Below are 24,223 nucleotides of genomic sequence, written 5' to 3' on the forward strand. Positions count from 1 at the left end.
AATTTTTCTAACTGTAAAGCAACTCTTAATTTCTCTTCTGTGTTCATAGAACAACCAGGGCTTTGCTCTCCATCTCTTAAAGTAGTATCAAATACAATAATTTTATTTTTATCCATAATATTTACCTTTTAAATTAACTTTTGATTATATCTTTTTTTAAATAAAAAAAGAAAAACAGATTTTTTAGAAACTTATTTAATTTTAAATTAAAATTTGAGTAGATTTAAGAGTAGTAAAGAAGAGTTTACACTTTTTAGAAAATTGCTTTTTGAAATAATAAATATTTTCATTTTACTCTCCTTTTTTTATTAAGTTTGGAAGTATAATTTATTTTTTTAACTTTGTCAAGGATAATTTTTATTATTTAGTAAAATTATTTATATTAGAGGAAAAACCTCTAATATTTAACTCTTTTATTTATTATTAGTTGAACTTTCATCTGAATCAATATTTGATTTTATTTTTGAATCTTTATTTAATTCTGCCTTATCCTTATTCAAAGCATCGCTATGCAAATCTTCATCCTCGAAAACTATTCCACCATGTTCTTTTATAATCTCTCTAACTCTTTCACCTGTAAGTACCTCTATTTCAAGTAGTTCAGAAGTCATTTGTTCAATTGCATCTTTGTTATCTCTTAAAGCTTGCAACACAACTTGATATCTTTCATTTAAAGTAGTTTTTACATGATCATCTAAATCTTTTGCCATAGCATCTGAGAAATCTTTTTGAGTTTGTCCACCTAAGAACTGATTTGTTCTTCTTTCTAATACCATAAGCCCAGCTATATCACTCATTCCATAAATAGTTGCCATAGACTTAATAATATTTGTAGCTCTCTCTAAATCATTTCCAGCACCTGTACTAATCTCTCCTATAAATACCTCTTCAGCAGCTCTTCCACCAAGTAAAACATCAACTTCAGCTATTAGCTCATGTTTTTGCATTAAATATTTATTCTCTTCAGGTGTATTTAGTGTATATCCAAGCGCTGCAAGTCCTCTTGGAACAATAGATACTTTATTTACCTTTTTAGCACCTTTTGTAATTTCAGCCATAACTGCATGTCCACTTTCATGATATGCAACAATACGTCTTTCTTTTGGTGATATTCTTCTTGATTTTTTTTCAAGTCCAGCTATTTGTCTCTCAACAGCCTCTTTAAAATCACTTGGTTCTACTTGATCTTTGTTTGCTCGACCTGCTAAAAGTGCGGCTTCATTTATAATATTTGCTAAATCAGCACCAGCTAGACCTGCTGTCATTTTAGCAACCTCTTTTAAATCTACATCTTTTGCTACTTTTACATCTTTTATATGTACATTTAAAATCTCAATTCTTCCTTCATAATCAGGTTTATCAACTAAAACTTGCCTATCAAATCTTCCTGGTCTTAAAAGTGCTGGATCTAAAACTTCTGGTCTATTTGTAGCTGCAAGAACTATTACAGGAGCTGTTTCAGTAGAAAATCCATCCATCTCTGCTAAAAGTTGATTTAAAGTCTGCTCTCTCTCATCATTTCCACCCATTGGTCCACCACTAGCTCTGCTTTTACCAATAGCATCAATCTCATCAATAAAAATAATAGCAGGAGCTACTTTTTTTGCTTGTTCAAATAAATCTCGCACTCTACTTGCACCTACTCCAACAAACATCTCAATAAATGCAGATCCAGAAACTGATAAGAACTGAACATCAGCCTCTCCAGCAACTGCTTTTGCTAAAAGTGTTTTACCTGTACCTGGAGGACCTACAAGTAATACACCTTTTGGAATTTGAGCACCAAGTCTTACATATCTTTCTGGGTCTTTTAAGAAATCAACTACTTCTCTTACCTCTTCTTTTGCCTCTTTATTTCCAGCCATATCATCAAATTTTACATTTGGTTTTTCAGAGTTAATCATCTTCTTTGAACTTCCAATTCCAAGAATTCCTCCGCTTCCACCACCCATAGATTTTTGCATTCTTTTAACCAAAAACATCCAAATTGCAAAGAATAAAAATATAGGTAAAACCCATCCAAAAAGAATATCAGATAAAACATTCTCTTCATTTATTCCACCATATGAAATACCCTTTTTCTCTAATTCGCTAATTAGTGTCTCATCTGGAACAACTCTTCTAGCTGTATATGTAACTCTTTGCATACCATCATTTTTGCTAATAGCTCTAATTTGAGTATTTCCAATACCTACATACTCTATTTTTCCACTAGAAATTAATTTTTTAAGTTCTGAATATGGAACAGTTTTATTAGAGCTACTTCCATAAGATTGCATTTGTGAATTTGTTGCACCTGATTCACTATCAGGGAAAATTGTTTTAAACACAAAAATTGTGATTAAAGAGAATGCAACAAAAATCAAAAGTGGGTTATTGTTAAAAAAATTGTTGTTATTGTTATTGTTGTTACTATTTTGATTTTTGTTTGAGTTGTTATTTTGTTGTTTATTCATAAATTAAATCTCCTTACTATTTTGTAGAATAAGTGTTATCCACTCATTTTTTTGAACTACTTTTAAAACTTTTAAATCGCTAAAACTACTTTTTACTCTACCTTCATACTTGTCTAAGATTCCAGATAAAATTAAAATTCCATCTTCTTTTAATTTTGATTTTAAATCACTTGAAATCATAACTAAAATATCTGCAATAATATTTGCTACTACAACATCATACTTTTTATTTGTAATATTTACAGAACCTATCCATGAATCATTTATTTTTTCACCGTTTAAAGTAAAATTTGATTGAGTACTCTCTATACAAATCTCATCAGTATCACAAACATCAACAACTGCACCTTTTTTTGCTGCTGCAATTGCTAAAATACCACTTCCTGTTCCAACATCAAGTAATGTATCATCTTTTTTTACAAACTCATCAATTGCCAAAATACATGATGAAGTTGTTTCGTGATGACCTGAACCAAATGCAAGTGCTGGGTCTATTAGAATATCTATTTTTCCATCTTTTTTCTCTACCCAAGATGGTCTTACATAAAAATTACCAACCTCAACTGGATTTATTGAGTCTTGATATTTTTTTATCCAATCAACTGCATCTTTTTTTTCGTAAAAGATTTGGCACTCTACATCTATGGCTTTACTAAACTTTTCTATAGCCTCTTTTATATCTTCTAAACTATCTTCACTTCTAATAATAATTGATTTTTCACTCTCTTCAATAGCATCTTCAACTATACTCTCTACTAAATCTAAAAAAACATCATAATTTTTTTGAGGGAAAATCTCTAATTCAAAATATTGCTGTGTCAAAAATTTTTTTCCTTTTAAATTTTTTATTGTAAAAATGCGATATTTTATCTAAATAACTTTTTAATCAAATTAAATTTTAAAAAAGCTCTCTATTAAATCTCTCATTATATTTTTATCGCTTACTTGATTTACTAAATCTCTAAACTCATTTGCTCCTGTATAACCTTTTGAATAAGCGTGTAACAATTTTCTAAAAATTATAGCACCATAATCTCCGTGAAACTCAAGCATTTTGTCATAGTGCTCTAAAATAATCTCTTTTTTAATAGAGTTATCAATATCTTCAAGCTCATGTTTTAATTGATAAAAAACCCAAGGTTTACCAATAGCACCTCGTCCTATCATAACACCATCTGCTTTTGTGTACTCTAAAACCTCTTTTGCTTTTTTATAATCTTTTATATCACCATTTGCAATAACTGGAATTGAAATAGCCTCTTTCATCTGTTTAATTGCATCATAATCTACAGGGGCTTTATATTTTCCAGCTCGTGTTCTTCCATGAACTGATACAAAATCAACTCCACAAGCTTCAACTACTTTTCCTATTTCAACTGGAATTTTTTCATTAACTCCAAGCCTTACTTTTGCACTTGTATACTCTTTTTTTGAATATTTTTTAATAGTACTTAAAATCTCTTCAAGCTTTTTTAAATCACCAAGTAAATTTGAACCACTTCCATGATTAAAAACTTTTGGAGCTGGACAACCGCAGTTTAAATCAATTCCATCAATTCCATCAACATCATTTAAAATCTCAACTGCAGCTTTAACTAAATCAACACTATTTCCAGCAATTTGAACAAAATATGGATCTTCACTAGGAGCTTTTTCTACCATTTTAAGTGTTCTTGCACTTTTATAAACCAAAGCATTTGAGCTTATCATCTCTGAAATAGTAAGATCTGCTCCAAACTTTTTAACAACACTTCTAAAAGGTAAATCTGTATAACCAGCAAGTGGTGCTAAAACCACTAGAGGTTTTGAAAAATCAAGTTTTTTTTTCATTATTTATAAGAGATATTATCTAAATTGTAGTGTTTCCCTGCATCTTTTAAATCTAAAAGTGCCTTAAATGCTACATACTCATCTTCAGCAGAACCAACTAAAAACTCTCTTAATTTATCTATCATCTCAAATTTATTTAAAATATATAAGTAAGCTTCTGTTGCATCTTCATTTTGGCTTGAAAGTTTTTCAAAAAGCATTATTAAAGTATCTGGTTTTTCACTATCTTCATAAAGTTTTGCAAATTTAATATACTCATCTTTAGATAAATTTAAATCTTTTAATATCTTTATAATCTCTTCATATCCTAAAGAGAAATCATCTGTTTGAACATCTTTTTTCAAAATTGCACAAGCTAACTCTTTATCTAATTTAACTTCATTATAAACTTTTTTAACAGTTGTTAAACTCTTATCTGAAATAACTTTTAAAAGAGCCTCTTTTTGTAGTTCATAACCATATTTATCTTTTCTTTTTACAACTTCAAGAGCAAAATCAGCATCATTTGCAATTCTGTTTTTTATATTTTTTTCAAATAGTTTTGAACCTTTTGTGCTTTTTAAATCTTTTACATATAGACCATTTTCAATCTCATTTATAGTATGTAATATATCTTTTATATCTTCATTTGAAGCGTTTAATGTTGTTGTTTTTAGTTCAAAATCAACATTATGTAAAACATTTGATAACTCTTTAAAATCTTTTGTGATAAATGATACTTTTTTATCATCTTGAATTAATTTTGATTTTATTAAATCAAATGTAGATTTTATATCTTGTCTTACAAATCTATTTTTAAAGCTAATAACAATTGCATAAAAAATAATATGCAAATAGGTCATAACAGATAAAAATAGTATTGGAACAACAATCCAAAGCGAAACTGGTAGAGTTAAAGAGTTTCCAAACATTGTAAGAGTATATTCCCCTAATTCTAGGCTATGTACAAACCCATATACAATAACCATAAACAAAATTGTAGCAATGATATAATTTTTAAGACCCATAGGTTCTCTTCCTTTTCTTTATTTTTAGATGTTTATTATACTTAAAACTTTATAAATTACTTATGATATGGATGATTGTTTATAATAGTTAATCCTCTAAATATCTGCTCACTTAAAACCAAAGTTGCCAATTTATGAGCAAATGTTAAATTACTAAGTTTAATTGTAGTATCACAAAGATCTAAAAACTCTCTTTGAAAACCATATGCACCACCAATAAAAAAGTTTATTTGCATTTTATTTTCTAAAAGATTTGAAAAAGCGAAGGTATCGATATTTTTTCCTAAAACATCAAGAGCAACATTATAACCTTTTAAATATGGTTGATAAGTTTTTGTGTAGATTTTTTGTGCCTCTTCTTGACTTATATTTTGAGCTTTTGATATCTCATTATTAAAAATATAGTGAATATTTATCTTTGAGTATTTACTTGACATCTTTATGAAATCATTTATTAATTTATCAAAATCATCATTTGATGCCTTTGCAATCATATAAATATCTATTTTCAATTTAAAAAACCACTTCCAACACAGTTAAATCTAACATTTTCTATCTTATCTTCAACATTAACTCCACCAATTGCACAAACTGGGTGTTTTGATATTTTTGCAAGATAACTTAATTTTTCACCTAAAATATTTGATATATCTTTTGTGTTTGTAGTTTTGTAAGCTCCAAGTCCAATCATATCAAGTTCAAGATTGTTTGCCTCTAAAATTTCAAATTCATTATGAGTTGAAAGCCCTAAAAGTTTATCTTTTATTTTTGCTCTTAAAAGTTTAACAGCTATTTTTTTATCTTTATTAATTAAAGAGATATCCTCTTGTCCTATATGAAGACCATCTGCATAATCTATTAAGTCTAGTTTATCATTTATAATTATTGGAATATTTAGATTTTGTTTTAAATATATTAAGTTCTTTTTTTGAATATCTAAACTTGAATTTTTATCTCTATATTGCAAAAGAACTGCTTTGCTATTTTTTACTTTTTTAACAAAATCTTCTAAGCTTATATTTTTTTTAGTAAGTGTTTCATAATCGCATAAAAGATAAAGCAAGTTAAAATCTTTGAGTTTAAAACCCAAAGATTTTTCTAAATTTGAGAGCATTTTAGCTAATTTTCTTTTGTCCAAAAATTGTAAGAAGATCTGAAATAGTCTTTTTCATATCTTTTCTATTTACAACCATATCAATTGAACCTTTTTCTAATAAAAATTCAGCTCTTTGGAAACCTTCAGGCAGATCAGCACCAATAGTTTGCTTAATAACCCTTTGACCAGCAAATCCAATTAATGCACCTGGCTCTGCCATAATAATATCACCCAAAAATGCAAATGAAGCAGAAACTCCACCCATTGTAGGATCTGTTAAAATTGAGATATAAGGAAGTTTTTCGCTATCAAGTCTTTTTAAAGCTGCACTTGTTTTTGCCATTTGCATTAAAGAAAAAGTTGACTCCTGCATTCTAGCACCACCTGATGCTGATACAATTATAACAGCCTCTCTTTTTTCAATAGCTCTATTTACGGCTCTTACAATTTTTTCACCCTCAACACTACCTAAACTTCCACCCATAAATGCAAAATCAAAAACTACAAGCTGAACAGGAATTGAGTTAATTGTACACTCACCACTAATAACACTTGAAACTCTTCCTGTTTTTGCAAGTCCATCTTCAACTCTTTTTTTGTATGAAAGTTTATCTACAAATTTTAAAGGATCATTTGGTTTTAGATTCGCATCAAACTCTACAAAGCTATTTTCATCTGCTAAAATCTCTATTCTTCTTTTTGCACCAACTCTTAAATGAAAACCACATTTTGGGCAAACATTATCTTGATTTTCTATCTCTTTGATAAACATTAAAGCATTACAACTAGAACATTTTATCCAGTGACTTGGAGCTTCACTCTTTTTTGCTTGCTCTTTATCTTTATTATCAAATGAAATTTTACTAAATAGGTTTTTTAAATCCACAACCCTCTCCTTATTTTTCTAAAGCGATATTATATTCAAATATTACTAAATATTTTTAAATTTCTCAATTTCGTCAAGTTTTTCCCATGGATAATCAGGCTGTCCAACTTGTCCACGCGCAGCTACATCTGCATATAAAAAACTATCTTTTGATGGTTTATCTAATTTAAATTTTTCTGTAATCCATCTTGGAGTTAAAGGGAAATTTTCCATTACAAATGAAGATAAAATATCATCATTATGTTTTGTATATGTTCCCATTGTATCAACAGCAACTGAAGTAGGACGCGCTACACCAATTGCATAAGATATTTGTACAATTGCTTTTTTAGCTAAATTTGCAGCAACTATATGTTTTGCAATCCATCGTGCTGCATAAAGTCCACTTCTATCAACTTTTGTATAATCTTTTGAAGATTGTGCTCCACCACCAATTGGTGCATATCCTCCAAAACTATCAACAATTAATTTTCTTCCAGTTAATCCACTATCATGAAGTGAACTATGATTTACATATCTTCCTGTTGGGTTAATATGAATAATTGTGCTATTTTTATCATAAAGCTTATCAGGCAGTCCAGAGTTATCAATTAACTCTTGAATAATTGCTCTTACCTCTTCGATTTTTAAGCTCTCATTTGATGGAGCTGAAACTACAATTGTATGAATTTTTTGAGGTTTACAATTTTCAAAATTCTCTTTTGTTCCATAATCAACTGTAACTTGAGTTTTGATATCAACACCAAATTTATCTTTATGCTCTAAAGCATATTTATAAACTGTATCGCAAAGTCTTCTTGCATAAACAATTGCTGAAGGCATAAATTCAGCAGCTTCGCAAGAGGCAAATCCAAACATAATACCTTGATCTCCAGCACCTATTTCTCCAGTTGTTTGATCAACACCTTGACTTATATCAGGACTTTGTTGATTTAATAAAACTTGAACTTGTACATCATCTGGATGAAGTGCTTGCTCTTTTGTAAATGCACTTTTTCCGTCATATCCAATTTTTGCTAATGCATCTTTTACAATCTTTTCATAATCATTTTGTGATAATTTTGCATTTGATTTTACTTCACCACCAATAACAACATGCTTTCCAGCTACAAAAACTTCACTTGCAACTCTACTGTTACTATCTTCAATAATTAATCTATCAACTATTGAGTCTGCAATAATATCAGCACATTTATCAGGGTGTCCAGGGCTTACTACTTCACTTGTAAATAAGTATTGTGATTTTTTTTCCATTTTTGTTTTCCATCCTTTGTTTTCCACAAGCTTTGCTTGAGTTGTTTTCCATCTTTTGTTTTCCATTTTGTCTTTTATAAGAATTAAAATAAAAATTTAAAGAGTTCGATTTGCTACAAATAGCAAAAAGTTTAAAATTGTAGCTAAATATTTCTTTTATCTACTTTTTTCTTTTAACTGTTTTCTAAAATTCTTTAATATATTTAGCTCATCTTTTAACTTTAATCTTCTCCTAACTCTTTAATAGTTAAATCTTGAATCCATAAAACTTTTGATACGCTTATTAATCGACTAATTATTAAATTAGCATGATAACTATCATTTAAAAGACTCGTTGCCATCTTTTTATCAATTCTTTTCTCTCTAATTAATATATCAATTCTTCTAGTTGCTATTACATCTAAGCCTTTTAAATACTCTTTTAATAGCTCTGATTTTGATAAAACATCTATATCATCTTTACTATTTTTCATCTCATTTATAGTGTTTATACTCTTTGCTATTGCTTCTCTAATAAAATTATATTCATCTTTTATATAGCTATTATTACTTGATATATACTTTCTTACATTTTTTTGAAGCTCTTTTGTATTTTTTACAGATTCAGCTATATCTCTACAAGCATTTCTTAAATCATTCAAATATAGTTTTTTTTCATCATCAAGCTCACTTATAAAATATGTAGAGTAATCTATAATATCACTATATAAAGATTTTATTCTACTTTCATAAAACTCATCTATATTTAAATCAATAATATCAGATGACTCTTTTACAATTTTATCAATATCTTTTTTCCCTAAATATCTATGTCTGTGAAGCATAATTGCATGACTTAAAACTTCACTTGCATTATCATATAAATGAATAGTCTCTTTTCTTGTAGCTTTCAGCGCTGCAAATGGTACTGCAACTACTTCCATATCAAGAAATTTTGGTTTAGTAATATAGCTCTCTTTCTCTTCAACAAATAGTTTTTTAAGAAAAATTACCAGCTTTGGAATAAAAAATGAGAAAACTATAAGACCAACTAAATTAAATAAAGTATGAAAAACTGCTAATTTCATAGCCCAGTCATCACTTTTTATTCCCAAATATTTTGATATATAATCAACAAAATCAATCATAAGATATAAAGAGGCTAAAGTAATAACAGTGGTGATTCCTTTAAATATAAACAATCCAACTGCCATTCTTTTGCTATTTGCATTTGAAACTATAGCTCCTAAAGCTGCAGTTGTTGCTGTTCCTATATTTGCTCCAACTGCTATTGCCATAGCATTTATATATACAATTTGACCTGTTACCAAAGCTGTTACAGTTAGTGCCATTGTTGCACTACTTGATTGAATAATAACTGTTGCAAAAGCTCCAATAAGAGTATAAACTATAATTCCAGCATATCCATCAATTGCAAATTGAGCTAAATCTATTCCTTGTTTTAAATCCTCAAATCCATCTTTCATATATCCAATACCCAAAAAGACAAATCCAAGACCTAAAAGAATATTTCCAAATCCTTGAAAATTTCTGTTTTTATAAAATCTAAAAATTACACCAAAAATTATCATAGGAAGAGCAAAAGCAGCTATATCAATCTTAACACCAAGAGTTGAAACAATCCAAGTTGTAGCAGTTGTTCCAACTGCTGATCCAAATACAACTCCAAGTGCACCTGCAAGTGAGATGATTTTTGCAGATAAAAATGAGATTACAATAATTGCAATTAATGATGAGCTTTGTAAAATTGCAGTTGCAGTTATTCCCAAAAAGATGGCTTTTGAGTTTGTATTTGTACTATTTGCTATTAGTTTTTCTAAAATTCCGCCACTAAAGAATTTAAATCCATCCTCCATAAATTGCATACCAATTATAAAAACGGCAACTCCAGCAACTATATACTTAGAGTCCTCATTTACATAAAGCAAATATGCCAATGAGATTAGAAGTATGTAGGAGAGATATTTTTTCATCTACTCAACTGTTACTGATTTTGCAAGGTTTCTTGGCATATCTACATCATTTTTAAGTCTTATTGATATCTCCATAGATAAAAGTTGAAGAACAATTAAGATCTCAAAGAACTCAAGCATATAGTGTTCACAATCATCTATTTTTATAAAATCATCTGCTAGTTCAAAATCTTGTGAAGATATTGCACAAATTGTACTATCTCTTGCACTTAGCTCTTCAACATTTGATTTTATTTTGTCATATAACATATTTTTTGGCATAAGTGCAATTGTAAATAGTTCAGGATCTGCAAGAGCAATTGGTCCATGTTTCATCTCACCAGCTGCATAACCCTCAGCGTGTAGATAAGAAATCTCTTTAAGTTTTAATGCACCCTCAAGAGCCAAAGGATAGAATACATCTCTTCCTATAAAGAAAAATCCATGACCATGAAGATATCTTTTTGATAATCTTTTTGCTTTTTCATGAATATTTTCATGAACTTTTAAAGATTTTGGAACCTCTCTTAAAGTATTAACCTCATTTTCAAGCTTATCTTTTGATATTGTTTTTCTAATTTGAGCAAAATATAGACTTAACATCCATAAAACAACTGTTTGAGTAGAGAATGCTTTAGTTGAAGCTACTCCTTTTTCTATTCCAGCTCTTGTTAAAATTGTAAAATCTGCAACTCTTGTCATTGAAGAGTTATCAACATTACAAACAACCAATGTTTTAAGTCCAGCTTTTTTTGCCATTTTTAAAGCTTCTAATGTATCAGCTGTTTCTCCACTTTGAGAAACTACAACAAAAAGTGTATCTTTTGTTAAAAGTGGATCTTTATACCTAAATTCACTTGCAACTTCAACACTACATTTTATTTTTGAAACTCTTTCAAAAAGATATGAAGATGTAAGTCCTGCATGATATGAAGTTCCACAAGCACAAATTTTAATCTCATTTATACCATCTAATATTTTTGAGTCTATCTCATCAAAATTTATCTCATTATCTTTCACACGACCTAACATACAATCACTTACAACAACACTTTGCTCATAAATCTCTTTTTCCATAAAATATCTAAAACCATCTTTTTGAGCAAACTGTTTTGATGTAGGAAGTTTTGACCAAACAACATTTTTACAAAAAAACTCTATTCCATTTTTTGAAGCAACTCCTCCAACTTTATCATCAAGATATACAACATCACTTGCAAATCCTATAAGTGCAGAATCAGAAGATGCAAATAAAACTTCATCTTTTTCTATTCCATGCCCAACAATCATTGGACTTCCAAGTTTATAAAAAAATATTTTCTCAGGCTCATCTTTTGTGATTAATAAAATAGCATATGCTCCTTCAAGCCTTTTTATAGTCTCTTGAAACGATTTTTTTGGATCTTTTAATTTATTGTTGTAGTGTTCAAAAAGATGAACAATAACCTCTGTATCTGTTTGAGATACAAATTTATGTCCCAAAGATATAAGCTCCTCTTTTAACTCTTTGTAGTTTTCTATAATTCCATTATGAACAACATAAGAGTATTGCCCCAAATGAGGATGAGCATTTACTTCTGTTGGCTTACCATGAGTTGCCCATCTAGTATGTCCAATTCCAAGGTTATATCTATCTTTTTTACTCTCATTAACTTTATCTTCAAGATTTACAAGTTTACCAACCGCTTTAAAAACATCAATTCCATTGTCATTTAAAACAGCAATTCCAGCACTATCATAACCTCTGTACTCTAACTCTTTTAATCCATCCAATAAAATTTTACAAGTATCATACTTTCCTATATAACCAACTATTCCACACATAAAAAATCCTTAAATCATTTTTAAAAATATAAAATTTTAGCCAAAAGTAGCTAAATATCTAGTTTGCTTAAAAGCCTATCGTGAATTTTTCCATTTGTTGCAACTATATATTTATCCTTAAACATATCATAAGTTGTCCCAGCAATATTTGAAACAGTTCCACCAGCTTCACTTAAAATTATAATCCCAGCACTAACATCCCAAGGTTTTAAATTCATCTCATAATAACCCTCATAAACACCTTTTGCAACCATACATAAATCAATAGATGCACTTCCAAGTCTTCTTAAATCTTGACACTCTGGCAAAATATTCTCTATTTTTTTTATCACATCTTTTAAATCTTTTGTATTCTCACCACTACTATATGGAAATCCTGTAGCTAGAAGTGATTTTTGTAAATCATCTTCAATACTAACTTTAATTTTTTTACCATTTAAAAATGCACCTTTTTTATTTTTAGCAAAATATAGCTCATCTAAAATAGGATTATAAACAACTCCAATATAAGGTTTTTTATCTTTATAAACTCCAACTGAAATTGCAGTATGAGGTACTTTATTTACAAAATTTGTTGTTCCATCTATGGGATCTATTATAATTGAACTACCAAATTCAACTAAGCTATTATCTGACTCTTCTGCTATTATGTTAAACTCTTTAAAATATCTTTTAAACTCTTTTTTCAAAAACTCTTCAATAGCTAAATCATACTTTGTAACTAAATCTTTTTTAGCTTTAAAGTTTACATCTTTTTTTGAATAGTAACCATTTTTTAGTATTTTTCCAGCCTCTTTTATAATTTTTACAAGTCGCTTTTCCATAATATTCCTAAAAATTTTTGATCTATTATATCCAAAATATTTTTTTTGCCAATAAATAAAAAAGCATCCCAAAAATTGAGATGCTTAAAAAATTGATATAAAATATTCCCCGAAAACTATTTATATGGATAATTTCTCCTGTGTGGCGGATATTGTATAAAAGAAATGTAAGAAAAATGTAAGATTTTTAAAATATTTAAATTTTTTTAAAAATATATCTAAATATATTTTGTCCTTTTTTATAATAAACATCATATCTAATACTATTTTTAATACATATATTGCTAACCATAAAAAGACCTAAACCAAGACCTCTTTTCGCTTCATCTTCTCGATGATTTTTATTAAATATAATATCTTTATTTTTTATCTCATTCCCAAAACTTCTAAACTCTAAAATAGCCTCTTTTTCATTTTCTAATAAAACTACATCTACTCTCTTATCTTTATAACCATATTTTATAGCATTTGATAAGTTATTATCAATAATTCTTTCAAGCTCTATATCATTTATATAAACATAAATAGATTTATCAATTTGTGCTTGAATTTTTTTAAAATTTACTTTACTAATTGTTGAAAAGAAATTTATTCTCTCAATTAATGAAGCTTTTAAATCTACTTTTTTAGGTTTATATGAGATTGTATCCGAAGTTAAAAGATATGATAAATCTTCATAAGAGTTTGAAAGCATATTTATAGATGCATCAATTTGCTCAATAAATGTATTCATACTACTATCTTTTTGAAACTTTTTTATCATCTCACTATTCATTAAAATATTTGTCAAAGGAGTTCTGATTTGATGTACTGTATCTGCAATAAATTTTTTATTCTCTCTTAAAAGATTACTATTTTGTTCCAACTCATTTGTAAATTTATCATATAAAACATTGTATTTTTTTGCAATTTTTGATAACTCATTATTGTAAGTTAATAACTCCTCTTCTACTTTTTTAGACTCTTTAATACTTTTTAAAATAGTCTCTATTGGTTTTGTAAATCTATTTTGAACAAATATAAAAATTAGAAAAAGTATAAAAACAATTATAAAAAGTGAACCTATATAGAGATTTTTTATATCTTTTAAAAACTCAACTCTATTACTTAAATCAATTTCAAGCTCCATAACAACATTTTCAAAACCTAAAAATTGAAACATATTTTTATCAAATATTGGGGCTGTTATAGTTAAAAGATTAGATTCTAAATTTTGAGTTTGTGCAAAGTTTATGGCTGAATTTACAATTGCAGAGCTTGTAATATTACTATTTTCAATAATATCTAAAGAGTCATACAAACTTTTTTTTGTCTCATCTTCTAATTTTTTTAATAAATTATAGTATGAGTAGCCATCTTTATTTTTAAAAACTCTATATACTCTTACACTATTATTTGATTGAAGATTTTCAACAACAAAAGAGATTGAACTATTTTTAATTTGAGTATTTATAAAAGATAATTCCAAAAACTTATCTTTAGATAGTGAAGCATAAGCATATAATCTATACTCTAAATTTATTGGGTCACTATTTATAAACTTAGAAAAATATATATTTCCATCTAAACTCTTATTCATAAGAGCTTTAGCATCGCTTATATTTGTTAAATCCAAATTTAAATCTTTTAAATCAGTTGTTTTATAAATCACATAAGATCTATCTATTAAATATAGTTCAAAATCATAATTTTGTAAATTGTACTTTTTTTTCAAAAAAAGCTTTAACTCATCTAAATCTCTACTGCTATCTTTTTTTAATAAAATTAAAGCATCATTTGCAATATTAAGAAAAAGATCTCCTGCATCATTAAACTCAATACTTCTATTTAAAATAGAGTTTGATATAGCTTTTTTATGAAGTCTTACTTCACTATTTACAAATCTTTTTAAATCCTCATCATATTGATTTTTATAAGAGATATAATTTATAGTTAAAACAAAAAACAAAATTGCTGATAAAAATAGTATAAAAATATATAGTTGATATCTTAATTTCATTTTAAATCTTTTTTTATCTCAAATCTATATCCAACACCCGTTTGTGAGAAAATAAATTTCTCATCACTATTAAAATATTTTCTCAATCCATTTACAAGCTGTCTTAAAGGATAAATATCTTTTATATCATTCTCCCAAACATAATTTTCTAAAATCTCTGTTGGTACTGTTTTATTCAGATTTTTAAGCAAAATAGTTAAAAGTCTTCTCTCTTTTCTTCTAATTCTAACAAGTTTTGAATCTATTGTAAGCTCTTCTGAAATAAGATTATAAGATATATTTTTAGATATTTTAATAATATTATTATCTTCAATTTTTCCATAAATTTTATCAATTTTTATCTCTAACTCTTCAAGATAAAATGGTTTTTTTATATACTCATCACAACCATTTTTATAAGCTGTTTTAATATTATCTAACTCTAAAGATGCTGTTATTATTATAATAGCACTTTTTATATCTTTAGTTCTTATATATTTTAATATCTCTAGACCAGAAACTTTTGGAATATTAATATCCAAAATATATAAATCATAAAAATTTTTATCAATATAATCAAGCGCCTCTTTACCATCTTCTAAAGAGTCAACTTCATAACCTTTATATTTTAAAAAATTAGTAATAGTAGTATTTAATTGAATATCATCTTCTATAATTAAAATTTTCATTCTAGTATTCTATCCAACAATATATTTAAAGACAAAATAGATAAAATCTTTTATGAAAAATTTTATAAAAATAGAAGATAGTGTAGTAGATTTTGGTGATTGTAAAAATTGTGAAGCTAGATGTTGCAAAGGAGTTTTTGGTTCATTATTTTCACAAATACTAAAAGAAGAGTTTGAAGTTCTTTATCAAAACTTTCCAATACTATTTATTTTTGGTTCTAAAGGTTTTATAAAACCTATTATCTTAATATCAAATGGTTATGATTCATGCCCTTATCTAAAAGATAATCTCTGCTCAATTTACGAAAAAAGACCTAGTGTTTGTAAAATCTATCCATTAAGTCCAAATCTTGATAACTCAATTTATATAGATAGCTCTTGTCCTGAAGTTTTTAAAGGAACAAATAGTTTAGATATAGAAGTTGATTTTTTTTCAAATTATCAAAAAAGCTACTTAGATACTCACTTTGAGTTTGATAATCTAAAAATTGATGATTTTGAAGAGTTACTTTTTATAAAAAATATGAGATTTTTTAAATATATTGGAAAAGAGAGTTCAAAATATTTAGATTTTCACAAACTTTCCCTTGAAAATCTTAAAAATTATAGTTTCTATAAATAAAAAAAGAGAGTGAAAATTCACTCTCTTTAAAAACTATTATTTGATGATTACATCATTCCAGGCATTCCGCCCATTCCACCCATACCGCTCATATCAGGCATGCTAGGTTTATCTTCTTTAATATCTGTAACAGTTGCTTCTGTTGTTAAAAGTAGTGATGCTACTGAAACAGCATTTTGCATTGCAACTCTTTCAACTTTTGCAGGATCTACAATTCCAGCCTCAAACATATCTACATACTCACCGCTTGCAGCATTAAATCCTAAGTTCTCATTTGAAGATTTTTCAACCTCATTTGCAACAACTCCAGCATCATATCCAGCATTTAAAGCAATCTGTTTTAATGGTGCTTTAATAGCTCTTAAAACAATAGCAGATCCGATTTGCTCATCACCACAAAGATCAAGTTTTACTTTAGCAGCTGCTCTAATTAATGCAGCTCCTCCACCAATTACAATTCCCTCTTCAACAGCAGCTCTTGTTGCACTTAAAGCATCATCAACTCTATCTTTTTTCTCTTTCATTTCAGTCTCTGTTGCAGCTCCAACTTTAATTACAGCAACTCCACCACTTAATTTTGCAAGTCTCTCTTGAAGTTTTTCTCTATCATAATCGCTTGTTGTATTTGCAATCTCTGCTTTAATTTGGTTTACTCTTGCAAGAACTGCATCTTTACTTCCACTTCCATCAACAATAGTTGTATTATCTTTATCAATTACAATTTTTGAAGCAGTTCCAAGTGCAATTAAATCTGTAGTTTCAAGTTTCATTCCCATCTCTTCAGATACAACTGTTGCACCTGTTAATACAGCAATATCTTCAAGCATAGCTTTTCTTCTATCACCAAATCCTGGAGCTTTAACAGCAGCAATTTGTAATGCACCTCTTAATCTATTTACAACTAAAGTTGCTAATGCTTCACCATCTACATCTTCAGCAATAATTAATAAAGGTCTTCCTGCTTTATTTACACCTTCTAGTATTGGTAAAAGCTCTTTTAGTGAAGAGATTTTTTTATCATAAAGTAGAATAAATGGATTATTAAACTCTGTTGTCATTTTTTCAGGATTTGTAACAAAATATGGACTTAAATATCCTCTATCAAACTGCATTCCCTCTACAACATCTAGCTCATCCGAAATTCCTTTTGCTTCTTCAACAGTAATAACACCATCTTTTCCAACTTTTTCCATAGCTTCAGCAATCATTTTTCCAATTGCACTATCTGAGTTTGCTGAAATCGTTGCAACTTGCTCTATTTCTGTTTTATTTGCAACAACTTTTGAAGATTTTTTAAGCTCTGCTAAAATAGCTTCACAAGCTTTGTCCATTCCTCTTTTTAAAGATATTGGATTTGCTCCAGCTGTTACATTTCTAAGACCCTCTTTGAAAATTGAGTGAGCTAAAACAGTTGCTGTTGTTGTTCCATCTCCAGCCTCATCAGCAGTCTTACTAGCAACCTCTTTTACAAGTTGAGCTCCCATATTTTCTAAAGTATCAGCAAGTTCAATCTCTCTTGCAACACTTACACCATCTTTTGTAATTGTAGGAGCTCCAAAAGATTTTTGTAGTAAAACATTTCTTCCTCTTGGACCCATCGTAACTTTTACAGCATCTGCTAGTTTTTCAACTCCAGCGAACAGTCTATTTCTTGCATTATCACTAAATATAATCTCTTTTGCCATCTTACATAACTCCTATAATATTTTCAATATTTAATACTAGATAATCTTTACCTTCTAGTTTAATTTCAGTTCCTCTATATTGTTCAAACACAACTACATCTCCAACTTTTACATCTTCAACTTTGCTTCCAACAGCAACTACTTTTGCAGTTTGAGGTTTCTCTTTTGCATTATCAGGAATAATTATCCCACTTGCAGTTTTGTTCTCAACCTCAGTTCTCTCAACTAGAACTCTTTCACCTAGTGGTTTAAAATTCATTTTCTTTCCTTTTATATATGATTTAAATTTTATTATTAGCTTAAAACTTAGCACTTACTAGTTTTAAGTGCCAAATTTTATACAATTTTTTCTTTTTTGTCAATAAACCTTTAGTCAATTTAACTAAGAGTTGTATTTTTTGTGTCTATTTATATAGTTTGTTAAAAGTTCTAAAAGAGAATCTTGTAGATTTTTATCAAAGTTATTTAGATTTTGCAAACACTTATCTGCCAATTTATCAGCACTATTCATAGCCTCTTTAAGCCCTAAAAGATTTACAAAAGAGTTTTTAAAACTATCATTTTGGGTAGTTTTACCAGCAACATCACTACTTTCAAGCTCATCTATAATATCATCTTGAATTTGAAACAAAAGTCCTAAATCTATTCCAAAATCATATAACTCATCTTGAGTTTGCTCACTATATGAGGCAATTATTGCGCCCATTTTAAGAGATGCTGCTATTAATTTAGCAGTCTTATTTATATGTAAAAACTCTAATTTTTCAAGCTCTATTTTTTGTTTTTCAAAAAAACAATCTATTGCTTGACCAATTATCATACCATTTAAGCCACCATTATGTCCTAAAAGTTTTATTAACTCAATTTTTACATCATTGTGAAGTGAAGCATTTGCTATTAGATTAAAAGCTTCACTATTTAAAGCATCTCCAACTAATATAGCAGTTACCTCATCATATTTTATATGAAGAGTTTGAAATCCTCTTCGTAAATCAGCATTATCCATTGAAGGTAAATCATCGTGAATTAGTGAGTATGTATGTAAAAACTCAACAGCAAGTGCCACTTTTAAACTATTATCTAATAAAAGTGGTTTTTTTGAGTTTACAACACTTAAAAGAAGCATTGGTCTAAATCTTTTTCCACCAGCTTTTAACATTTCACCCATAGCCTCTTCAAAGTGTGGATGAAAACTTTTTATAGTTGGTAGGTTAGATAGAAGATAATCTTCAAATTTATTTAATAAATCTTTCATCTATTTTTGACCTAAATTTCCTAATCCACCTAAATTACCCATTAAATTCATAGCCACTCTTTTTTTATTCTCTTCACTTTGTTTTATAATATCATTCATACAAGAGATTAAAAGTATTTGCAAAGAGTCTTTATCTTCAAGAAGTGAGTCATCAATTTTTAAATCAACAACTTCTGAGTTTCCATTGATTGAAATTTCAACCATTCCACCACCTGCTTTTGCAGTAAATAGATTTTGTGCATTTTTTGCTTCTTGCTCTTTTGCCATATCCTGAAATTTATTTATCATATCTCCAAGATTTAGATTTTTTAAATCAATACCATCAAACATAGTTACCACCTACTAAATCATTTGTAATAAGTTCAATACTATTTTTATCATCTACTAGCACAACAGTTGGTTTATAATTTTTTAACTCTTCTTGGCTATATGTTGCATAAGCTATTACAATTATCTTATCTCCAACAGATACTTTTCTAGCAGCTGCTCCATTTAGACACATATCTTTTTTACCAAACTCACCTTTGATTACATAAGTTTGAAATCTCTCTCCATTGTTAATATTTACAACATCAACTTTTTGACCAACTCTTAGATTACTAGCTTGCATAAGCTCTTCATCAATAGTAATTGAACCAACATAGTTAAGATTTGCATCACTTACAGTTGCTCTATGAATCTTACTGTATAACATCTCAAATGTCATATCATTTAATCCTTTTCATCTAATTTTCAAAGCTTATATATTATACTAAATTTCTAAAAAATCTTATTAAAGGAATAAAGTGAAAAAAGTTTTATTAATATCTTTACTTTGTACAATTTTATTTGCAAAAGATCCTATTGCAATAATAGATACAAATATGGGAATAATCAAAGTTGAATTAAAACCACAACTTGCTCCAAAAGCAGTTGAAAACTTTGTAACTCACTCAAAAAATGGTTACTACAATAATCAAATTTTTCATAGAGTTATAAAAAATTTTATGATTCAAGGGGGAGATCCAACAGGAACTGGAACTGGTGGAGAATCTATTTGGAAAAAAGATTTTGAAGATGAGTTTTCATCAAAAGCTATTTTTGATAAACCTTTTATTTTAGCAATGGCAAATAGAGGTCCAAACACAAATGGAAGTCAATTTTTCATAACAACAACTGCAACTTATTGGTTAAATGGTTACCACACAATATTTGGATATGTAGTTGATGGTTTTGATGTTGTAAGAGGTATCGAAAATGTAAAAACAAATGGAAGATATGGTGGAGATAAACCTATTAGTGATGTTAAAATAAATAGTATAAAAATAGAGGAGTAAAGAAGATATTAATCTTCTAACTCTTCTTTGCTAACAACTCTTTCAATATCCATAATAACAAGCATTTGATGATCTTCTACTCTAACATAACCTTTTAAATATTTAGAAGGAATAGCAGAACCCATTTCAGCAACAGGTGCAAGCATACTTGTATCAATTTTTTGTGTATCATCAACCAAATCTACAACAATTCCAACCATTCTTTTATCTTCAGTGATTACAATAATAATAGATGTATTTACATCATATACAATAGGACCTGTGTTAAATTTAATTCTAATATCTAAAATTGGAACAACTTCCCCTCTTGAATTAATCAAACCTTTTACCCAATCAGATGTATTTGGTAAAGTTGTAATATGATCAGGATAAGTTAAAATCTCTTTTATTTTTGGAAGTTCAATAGCATATTTCATTTTTCCTAATTCAAATGTCATAAACTCAGTAACATTTGAGCTACTTTTTTCTCTTGAGTTCTTGTTTTCCATCTTCTATCCTTGTTTAAATATTTTTGCAAAATTGCAATATTATACTTTTTGTTCACTTAAACTAATAATTTTTGCTATTGCTTTTGTTTTAGCTGTTTGAAGTTCTATATTATCATCTATTTTTAAATCATCCAAAGAGACAATTTTATTATCTTTAGAGAGTTGAACAAAACCTATTTTATCTTTTTTTTCTGGATTATTCATTAAAAAAGATTGCTTTAAATTATCTAAGATATTTGAGAAAATATCTAATCTTGAAGTTAAAGTTCTTTTAAAACTATCTTCCAAAAGCTTAATTTGTGCATCAAAAAATGTTAGTTTTGACTCTATTGAGTTTTGTTTAAACAAAGATTTTAAATTTATTAACTCTTGCTCTTTTCTTTGAAGAGTGTTTTTTAATTTTGATTTTAAATCATTTACTAAACTATCAATATATAAAAGATGCTCATTTGTATCAGGAAGTGCAATCTCTATTGCATTTGATGGAGTTGCAGCTCTAAGATCTGCTACAAAATCGCTTATTAAATAATCTATTTCATGTCCAACAGCTGAGATTATTGGTGTTTTTGCTTCATAAATTGCATTGGCAACAAGTTCACTATTAAAAGACCATAAATCTTCAATACTTCCACCACCTCTTCCAACAATCATAATATCACAATTTAAACTATCTGCAATTTTGATATTTTTCACAATATCTTCAATACTTCCAGCTCCTTGAACTAAAGTTGGAATAAGTATGAGTTCAACCAAATTCCATCTAGCACTTGCAACTTTTTTCATATCTTCAATAGCAGCTCCAGTAGCACTTGTAACAATTGCTATTTTTTTTGGATATTTTGGCAAAGCTTTTTTAATACTTTGTTCAAAATATCCTTTTGCTTGAAGCTTTGTTTTTAGTTGCTCATAAGCTAAAGCCAAACTTCCAATTCCACTTGGCTCGATTTTTGTACAAAGAAGTTGATAGTTTCCTCTTGGAACAAAAACTGTTATATTTGCAGTAATTAAAACTTTTAATCCATTTTCAAGTTGAAATTTTAGATATTTTGTATTTCCTTTAAACATAACACAAGATATCGTTGAGCTATCATCTTTAATTGAAAAATATATATGTCCAGAGCTATGATTTACTAAATTTGAAATCTCTCCCTCTACTAGAACTTGCATAAAAGTAGTCTCTAGTAGAGATTTTATTTGAGTATTTAAAGTAGTTACACTAATAGGGTTCATTAGACTTTTTTAGCAATTATTAGTGTTGAAATTTTCATAGAGAAAGCTTTTGTATAAATAGGCTCTAATCCAGCTTGTTTTAACTCTTTTTGTAAATTTTCTGTTGTTAAAAACTCATCAATAGAGTCTGGTAAGTATCTATAAGCCTCTTTATTTTTAGATATTAATCCACCAATAACAGGTAAAATCTTATCCATATAAAATGCTGTTAGATGATCAAGCAAACTCTCTTTTTTATTCTTAGTAAACTCACTAATTACAACTAATCCACCCTTTTTTAAAACTCTTGCAAACTCTACAAAAGCCTCTTGTCTTTGAACAACATTTCTAATCCCATAAGATATTGATACTATATCAGCACTCTCATTTTCTAGTGGCATTTTTGTAGCAAATGCCTCTATAAACTCAACTTCTGGAAGCTTCTTTTTACCAAACTCCATCATACCAACACTTGGATCTATTCCAACAATATTTTTTAAAGTAATATTTTTTTTAGCTGCATTTTGTTTCCAAAAAATTATCATATCACCTGTTCCACATGCAACATCAACAATCTTTTCAATCTCTTGTTTTCCATAAAGTTCAAAAGTTTTATTACAAGCTTTATCTCTCCAACTTTTATCAATTCCCATTGACATAACTCTATTTGCTTTATCATAAGTTGGTGCAATGTTATTAAACATTGATACTATTTTTTCTTGTTTTTCCAAAATATTATCCTCTTTTTATATTTTATATTAGATATTTTCCAATAAAAATACCCAAAATTAAACCTATGTTTAATGAAACTGCAATTTTCATAATTGAGAGTTTCTTATCAACATAAGGAATTCTATTTACTATCTCTTCTTGAACTTTTAAACTAGCTTCAAAGTTGATTGAAGCTTTATCTAAATTGTCAACTGCTTTTTTTATTGCAAGTTCACTAAACTCCATTCTCTCAACAAGCTCTTTTGCTTGTTTAAAGCTCATTTCACTCATTTTTTAATCTCTATCCATCTATCTAAATCACAAAATATTTTGTTTAGAGTATTAAGTACATAATCTTTTGCTTCAGTTTGAATTCTTCTAAAAAATAGATACTTTCTAGCACTCTCAACATCACCTAACTCTTTTGCCTCAATAGCTTTTTTAGCAAAATCTGTATTATTGTAAGCCATCTCCCAAACTGTACTTCCTAAGTATCTACTCATAGTAATAATTTTGTCATTTTGAACTGGAAAATATTTTGGATCTTTTACAAAATCACAAATCACTGAGTTTGAGTCAAGATATTTATGCCCAAAGAAGTTTATAAACTGCTCACTATAATAATCCTCATGCATAGATATAGCTCGTGTAAGAGCAAATATAATATTCTCTTCTGGATTTTTCTCTATTTTTCTAATTTTTTTCATAGTTGCAATTGCATTTTTTCCATCAAGTTCACCATCACCTAAGGGTATAATCCACTTAACATTTCCAAAGCTTCCAACTTTTTTTATCTCATCAAGAACTAGTGCTGAAGTCTTATTTCCACCAACATCAACTATAACTTGATGATTATCATCCATTAAAATCAACTCATCAAGTTCATTGATTCTATTAGTTCCTAGCATTCTTTTTTCTACTATTTCAGTTCTTGTAAAAGATCTTGAATCGTTATTCTCATCATCTATTTCAATATAAGTTATCTTTTTGCCATGTTTTTTATACAAATATGGAGCAATTACCTGCATAGCAACAGTAGATTTTCCTACACCACCTTTTGTTTGTGGAATTATAATCATCTTATTTATCCTTTTGTAATACTTTTTTTAAATAATTTCTTTGAAAAAATGCTTTTGATTTT

26 protein-coding genes are annotated in these 24,223 nt (G+C 28.1%); 2 read left to right on the top strand and 24 right to left on the bottom strand.

Annotated elements, in window-relative coordinates; translation table 11 throughout:
• The 14 genes from WC168_RS03205 to WC168_RS03270 all read right to left on the bottom strand — a co-directional run.
• Positions 1 to 116, bottom strand: a 116-nt coding sequence (locus tag WC168_RS03205; protein ID WP_372617530.1) for a hypothetical protein, incomplete at its 3' end; no start/stop codon positions are given.
• 297 nt (positions 117 to 413) lie between these two features.
• The gene (ftsH, locus tag WC168_RS03210) at positions 414 to 2,456 is read right to left on the bottom strand and encodes an ATP-dependent zinc metalloprotease FtsH (protein ID WP_372617499.1); all 2,043 of its coding nucleotides are present in this window, start codon (positions 2,454 to 2,456) and stop codon (positions 414 to 416) included.
• A gap of 3 nt (positions 2,457 to 2,459) precedes the next feature.
• Positions 2,460 to 3,278: a 50S ribosomal protein L11 methyltransferase gene (locus WC168_RS03215; protein WP_066352420.1), complete on the bottom strand. Its 819-nt coding sequence runs from the start codon at positions 3,276 to 3,278 to the stop codon at positions 2,460 to 2,462.
• A gap of 69 nt (positions 3,279 to 3,347) precedes the next feature.
• Complete coding sequence (locus tag WC168_RS03220) at positions 3,348 to 4,286, bottom strand: tRNA-dihydrouridine synthase (RefSeq protein ID WP_066162395.1); 939 nt, start codon at positions 4,284 to 4,286, stop codon at positions 3,348 to 3,350.
• Positions 4,286 to 5,293: a hypothetical protein gene (locus WC168_RS03225; RefSeq protein WP_066162398.1), complete on the bottom strand. Its 1,008-nt coding sequence runs from the start codon at positions 5,291 to 5,293 to the stop codon at positions 4,286 to 4,288. Before WC168_RS03225 ends, WC168_RS03220 begins: the two co-directional genes overlap by 1 nt.
• A 56-nt stretch (positions 5,294 to 5,349) precedes the next feature.
• Complete coding sequence (locus tag WC168_RS03230) at positions 5,350 to 5,805, bottom strand: 23S rRNA (pseudouridine(1915)-N(3))-methyltransferase RlmH (RefSeq protein WP_066352422.1); 456 nt, start codon at positions 5,803 to 5,805, stop codon at positions 5,350 to 5,352.
• Positions 5,802 to 6,407, bottom strand: coding sequence for a thiamine phosphate synthase (locus WC168_RS03235; RefSeq protein ID WP_066409930.1), 606 nt, complete (start codon positions 6,405 to 6,407; stop codon positions 5,802 to 5,804). Before WC168_RS03235 ends, WC168_RS03230 begins: the two co-directional genes overlap by 4 nt.
• A 1-nt stretch (position 6,408) precedes the next feature.
• Entirely contained in the window at positions 6,409 to 7,275 is an 867-nt protein-coding gene (gene accD, locus WC168_RS03240; RefSeq protein WP_066409806.1) for an acetyl-CoA carboxylase, carboxyltransferase subunit beta, read from the bottom strand.
• Between the two features lie 45 nt (positions 7,276 to 7,320).
• On the bottom strand, positions 7,321 to 8,529 hold the full coding sequence (gene metK / locus WC168_RS03245; RefSeq protein ID WP_319047555.1) for a methionine adenosyltransferase: 1,209 nt from the start codon (positions 8,527 to 8,529) through the stop codon (positions 7,321 to 7,323).
• Between the two features lie 221 nt (positions 8,530 to 8,750).
• A complete protein-coding gene (locus tag WC168_RS03250; RefSeq protein ID WP_372617503.1) occupies positions 8,751 to 10,502 on the bottom strand; it encodes a Na/Pi cotransporter family protein in 1,752 nt (583 codons plus the stop codon).
• Complete coding sequence (glmS, locus tag WC168_RS03255) at positions 10,503 to 12,305, bottom strand: glutamine--fructose-6-phosphate transaminase (isomerizing) (protein WP_066162410.1); 1,803 nt, start codon at positions 12,303 to 12,305, stop codon at positions 10,503 to 10,505.
• 50 nt (positions 12,306 to 12,355) lie between these two features.
• Positions 12,356 to 13,129, bottom strand: a complete 774-nt coding sequence (locus WC168_RS03260) for an inositol monophosphatase family protein (RefSeq protein WP_372617505.1) — start codon at positions 13,127 to 13,129, stop codon at positions 12,356 to 12,358.
• A gap of 196 nt (positions 13,130 to 13,325) precedes the next feature.
• A complete protein-coding gene (locus tag WC168_RS03265) occupies positions 13,326 to 15,128 on the bottom strand; it encodes a sensor histidine kinase (RefSeq protein ID WP_372617507.1) in 1,803 nt (600 codons plus the stop codon).
• Complete coding sequence (locus WC168_RS03270) at positions 15,125 to 15,796, bottom strand: response regulator transcription factor (RefSeq protein ID WP_066162419.1); 672 nt, start codon at positions 15,794 to 15,796, stop codon at positions 15,125 to 15,127. Before WC168_RS03270 ends, WC168_RS03265 begins: the two co-directional genes overlap by 4 nt.
• Before the next feature lie 52 nt (positions 15,797 to 15,848).
• On the opposite strand from WC168_RS03270, the gene WC168_RS03275 reads away from it, so the two are divergent.
• On the top strand, positions 15,849 to 16,418 hold the full coding sequence (locus WC168_RS03275) for a YkgJ family cysteine cluster protein (RefSeq protein ID WP_319047551.1): 570 nt from the start codon (positions 15,849 to 15,851) through the stop codon (positions 16,416 to 16,418).
• Between the two features lie 47 nt (positions 16,419 to 16,465).
• Here WC168_RS03275 and groL read toward each other — a convergent pair whose 3' ends face one another.
• The 5 genes from groL to panD all read right to left on the bottom strand — a co-directional run bounded on the left by groL (position 16,466) and on the right by panD (position 20,064).
• Positions 16,466 to 18,103 (bottom strand): chaperonin GroEL, encoded by a 1,638-nt coding sequence (gene groL, locus WC168_RS03280; protein ID WP_372617510.1) that lies wholly within the window; start codon positions 18,101 to 18,103, stop codon positions 16,466 to 16,468.
• Position 18,104: 1 nt separating this feature from the next.
• On the bottom strand, positions 18,105 to 18,362 hold the full coding sequence (gene groES, locus WC168_RS03285; RefSeq protein ID WP_066162430.1) for a co-chaperone GroES: 258 nt from the start codon (positions 18,360 to 18,362) through the stop codon (positions 18,105 to 18,107).
• Positions 18,363 to 18,485: 123 nt separating this feature from the next.
• Entirely contained in the window at positions 18,486 to 19,358 is an 873-nt protein-coding gene (locus WC168_RS03290; protein WP_372617513.1) for a polyprenyl synthetase family protein, read from the bottom strand.
• Entirely contained in the window at positions 19,359 to 19,688 is a 330-nt protein-coding gene (locus tag WC168_RS03295) for a YbaB/EbfC family nucleoid-associated protein (protein ID WP_066162435.1), read from the bottom strand.
• Positions 19,681 to 20,064, bottom strand: coding sequence for an aspartate 1-decarboxylase (gene panD / locus WC168_RS03300; protein WP_319086945.1), 384 nt, complete (start codon positions 20,062 to 20,064; stop codon positions 19,681 to 19,683). Before panD ends, WC168_RS03295 begins: the two co-directional genes overlap by 8 nt.
• Positions 20,065 to 20,143: 79 nt before the next feature.
• Between panD and WC168_RS03305 the strand changes: the two genes are divergently transcribed.
• Complete coding sequence (locus WC168_RS03305; protein WP_066162442.1) at positions 20,144 to 20,674, top strand: peptidylprolyl isomerase; 531 nt, start codon at positions 20,144 to 20,146, stop codon at positions 20,672 to 20,674.
• Positions 20,675 to 20,682: 8 nt separating this feature from the next.
• Here the strand turns inward: WC168_RS03305 and WC168_RS03310 are convergent, their stop codons facing one another.
• From WC168_RS03310 to WC168_RS03330, 5 genes are read right to left on the bottom strand one after another with little or no spacing between them, the layout of a single operon-like run.
• The gene (locus WC168_RS03310) at positions 20,683 to 21,162 is read right to left on the bottom strand and encodes a chemotaxis protein CheW (RefSeq protein WP_066162443.1); all 480 of its coding nucleotides are present in this window, start codon (positions 21,160 to 21,162) and stop codon (positions 20,683 to 20,685) included.
• Between the two features lie 39 nt (positions 21,163 to 21,201).
• Complete coding sequence (gene xseA / locus WC168_RS03315) at positions 21,202 to 22,392, bottom strand: exodeoxyribonuclease VII large subunit (RefSeq protein WP_372617516.1); 1,191 nt, start codon at positions 22,390 to 22,392, stop codon at positions 21,202 to 21,204.
• Positions 22,392 to 23,102: a bifunctional demethylmenaquinone methyltransferase/2-methoxy-6-polyprenyl-1,4-benzoquinol methylase UbiE gene (gene ubiE, locus WC168_RS03320; protein WP_066352454.1), complete on the bottom strand. Its 711-nt coding sequence runs from the start codon at positions 23,100 to 23,102 to the stop codon at positions 22,392 to 22,394. The genes xseA and ubiE overlap by 1 nt, the downstream gene beginning before the upstream one ends.
• A 22-nt stretch (positions 23,103 to 23,124) precedes the next feature.
• Positions 23,125 to 23,373, bottom strand: coding sequence for a hypothetical protein (locus tag WC168_RS03325; protein WP_066162453.1), 249 nt, complete (start codon positions 23,371 to 23,373; stop codon positions 23,125 to 23,127).
• Positions 23,370 to 24,161: a hypothetical protein gene (locus tag WC168_RS03330; protein WP_066162456.1), complete on the bottom strand. Its 792-nt coding sequence runs from the start codon at positions 24,159 to 24,161 to the stop codon at positions 23,370 to 23,372. Before WC168_RS03330 ends, WC168_RS03325 begins: the two co-directional genes overlap by 4 nt.
• Between the last annotated feature and the right edge of the window lie 62 nt (positions 24,162 to 24,223).

This window comes from Aliarcobacter sp., from assembly GCF_041672065.1.
GTDB classification, from domain to species: domain Bacteria; phylum Campylobacterota; class Campylobacteria; order Campylobacterales; family Arcobacteraceae; genus Aliarcobacter; species Aliarcobacter skirrowii.

Excerpts from the sequence above, each read along its gene's own strand:
- ftsH (WP_372617499.1), bottom strand. The coding sequence starts at position 2,456 with ATGAATAAACAACAAAATAACAACTCAAACAAAAATCAAAATAGTAAC.
- WC168_RS03220 (WP_066162395.1), bottom strand. The coding sequence starts at position 4,286 with ATGAAAAAAAAACTTGATTTTTCAAAACCTCTAGTGGTTTTAGCACCA.
- WC168_RS03225 (WP_066162398.1), bottom strand. The coding sequence starts at position 5,293 with ATGGGTCTTAAAAATTATATCATTGCTACAATTTTGTTTATGGTTATT.
- WC168_RS03235 (WP_066409930.1), bottom strand. The coding sequence starts at position 6,407 with ATGCTCTCAAATTTAGAAAAATCTTTGGGTTTTAAACTCAAAGATTTT.
- metK (WP_319047555.1), bottom strand. The coding sequence starts at position 8,529 with ATGGAAAAAAAATCACAATACTTATTTACAAGTGAAGTAGTAAGCCCT.
- WC168_RS03250 (WP_372617503.1), bottom strand. The coding sequence starts at position 10,502 with ATGAAAAAATATCTCTCCTACATACTTCTAATCTCATTGGCATATTTG.
- glmS (WP_066162410.1), bottom strand. The coding sequence starts at position 12,305 with ATGTGTGGAATAGTTGGTTATATAGGAAAGTATGATACTTGTAAAATT.
- WC168_RS03260 (WP_372617505.1), bottom strand. The coding sequence starts at position 13,129 with ATGGAAAAGCGACTTGTAAAAATTATAAAAGAGGCTGGAAAAATACTA.
- WC168_RS03265 (WP_372617507.1), bottom strand. The coding sequence starts at position 15,128 with ATGAAATTAAGATATCAACTATATATTTTTATACTATTTTTATCAGCA.
- WC168_RS03270 (WP_066162419.1), bottom strand. The coding sequence starts at position 15,796 with ATGAAAATTTTAATTATAGAAGATGATATTCAATTAAATACTACTATT.
- WC168_RS03275 (WP_319047551.1), top strand. The coding sequence starts at position 15,849 with ATGAAAAATTTTATAAAAATAGAAGATAGTGTAGTAGATTTTGGTGAT.
- groL (WP_372617510.1), bottom strand. The coding sequence starts at position 18,103 with ATGGCAAAAGAGATTATATTTAGTGATAATGCAAGAAATAGACTGTTC.
- groES (WP_066162430.1), bottom strand. The coding sequence starts at position 18,362 with ATGAATTTTAAACCACTAGGTGAAAGAGTTCTAGTTGAGAGAACTGAG.
- WC168_RS03290 (WP_372617513.1), bottom strand. The coding sequence starts at position 19,358 with ATGAAAGATTTATTAAATAAATTTGAAGATTATCTTCTATCTAACCTA.
- WC168_RS03295 (WP_066162435.1), bottom strand. The coding sequence starts at position 19,688 with ATGTTTGATGGTATTGATTTAAAAAATCTAAATCTTGGAGATATGATA.
- panD (WP_319086945.1), bottom strand. The coding sequence starts at position 20,064 with ATGACATTTGAGATGTTATACAGTAAGATTCATAGAGCAACTGTAAGT.
- WC168_RS03310 (WP_066162443.1), bottom strand. The coding sequence starts at position 21,162 with ATGGAAAACAAGAACTCAAGAGAAAAAAGTAGCTCAAATGTTACTGAG.
- xseA (WP_372617516.1), bottom strand. The coding sequence starts at position 22,392 with ATGAACCCTATTAGTGTAACTACTTTAAATACTCAAATAAAATCTCTA.
- WC168_RS03325 (WP_066162453.1), bottom strand. The coding sequence starts at position 23,373 with ATGAGTGAAATGAGCTTTAAACAAGCAAAAGAGCTTGTTGAGAGAATG.
- WC168_RS03330 (WP_066162456.1), bottom strand. The coding sequence starts at position 24,161 with ATGATTATAATTCCACAAACAAAAGGTGGTGTAGGAAAATCTACTGTT.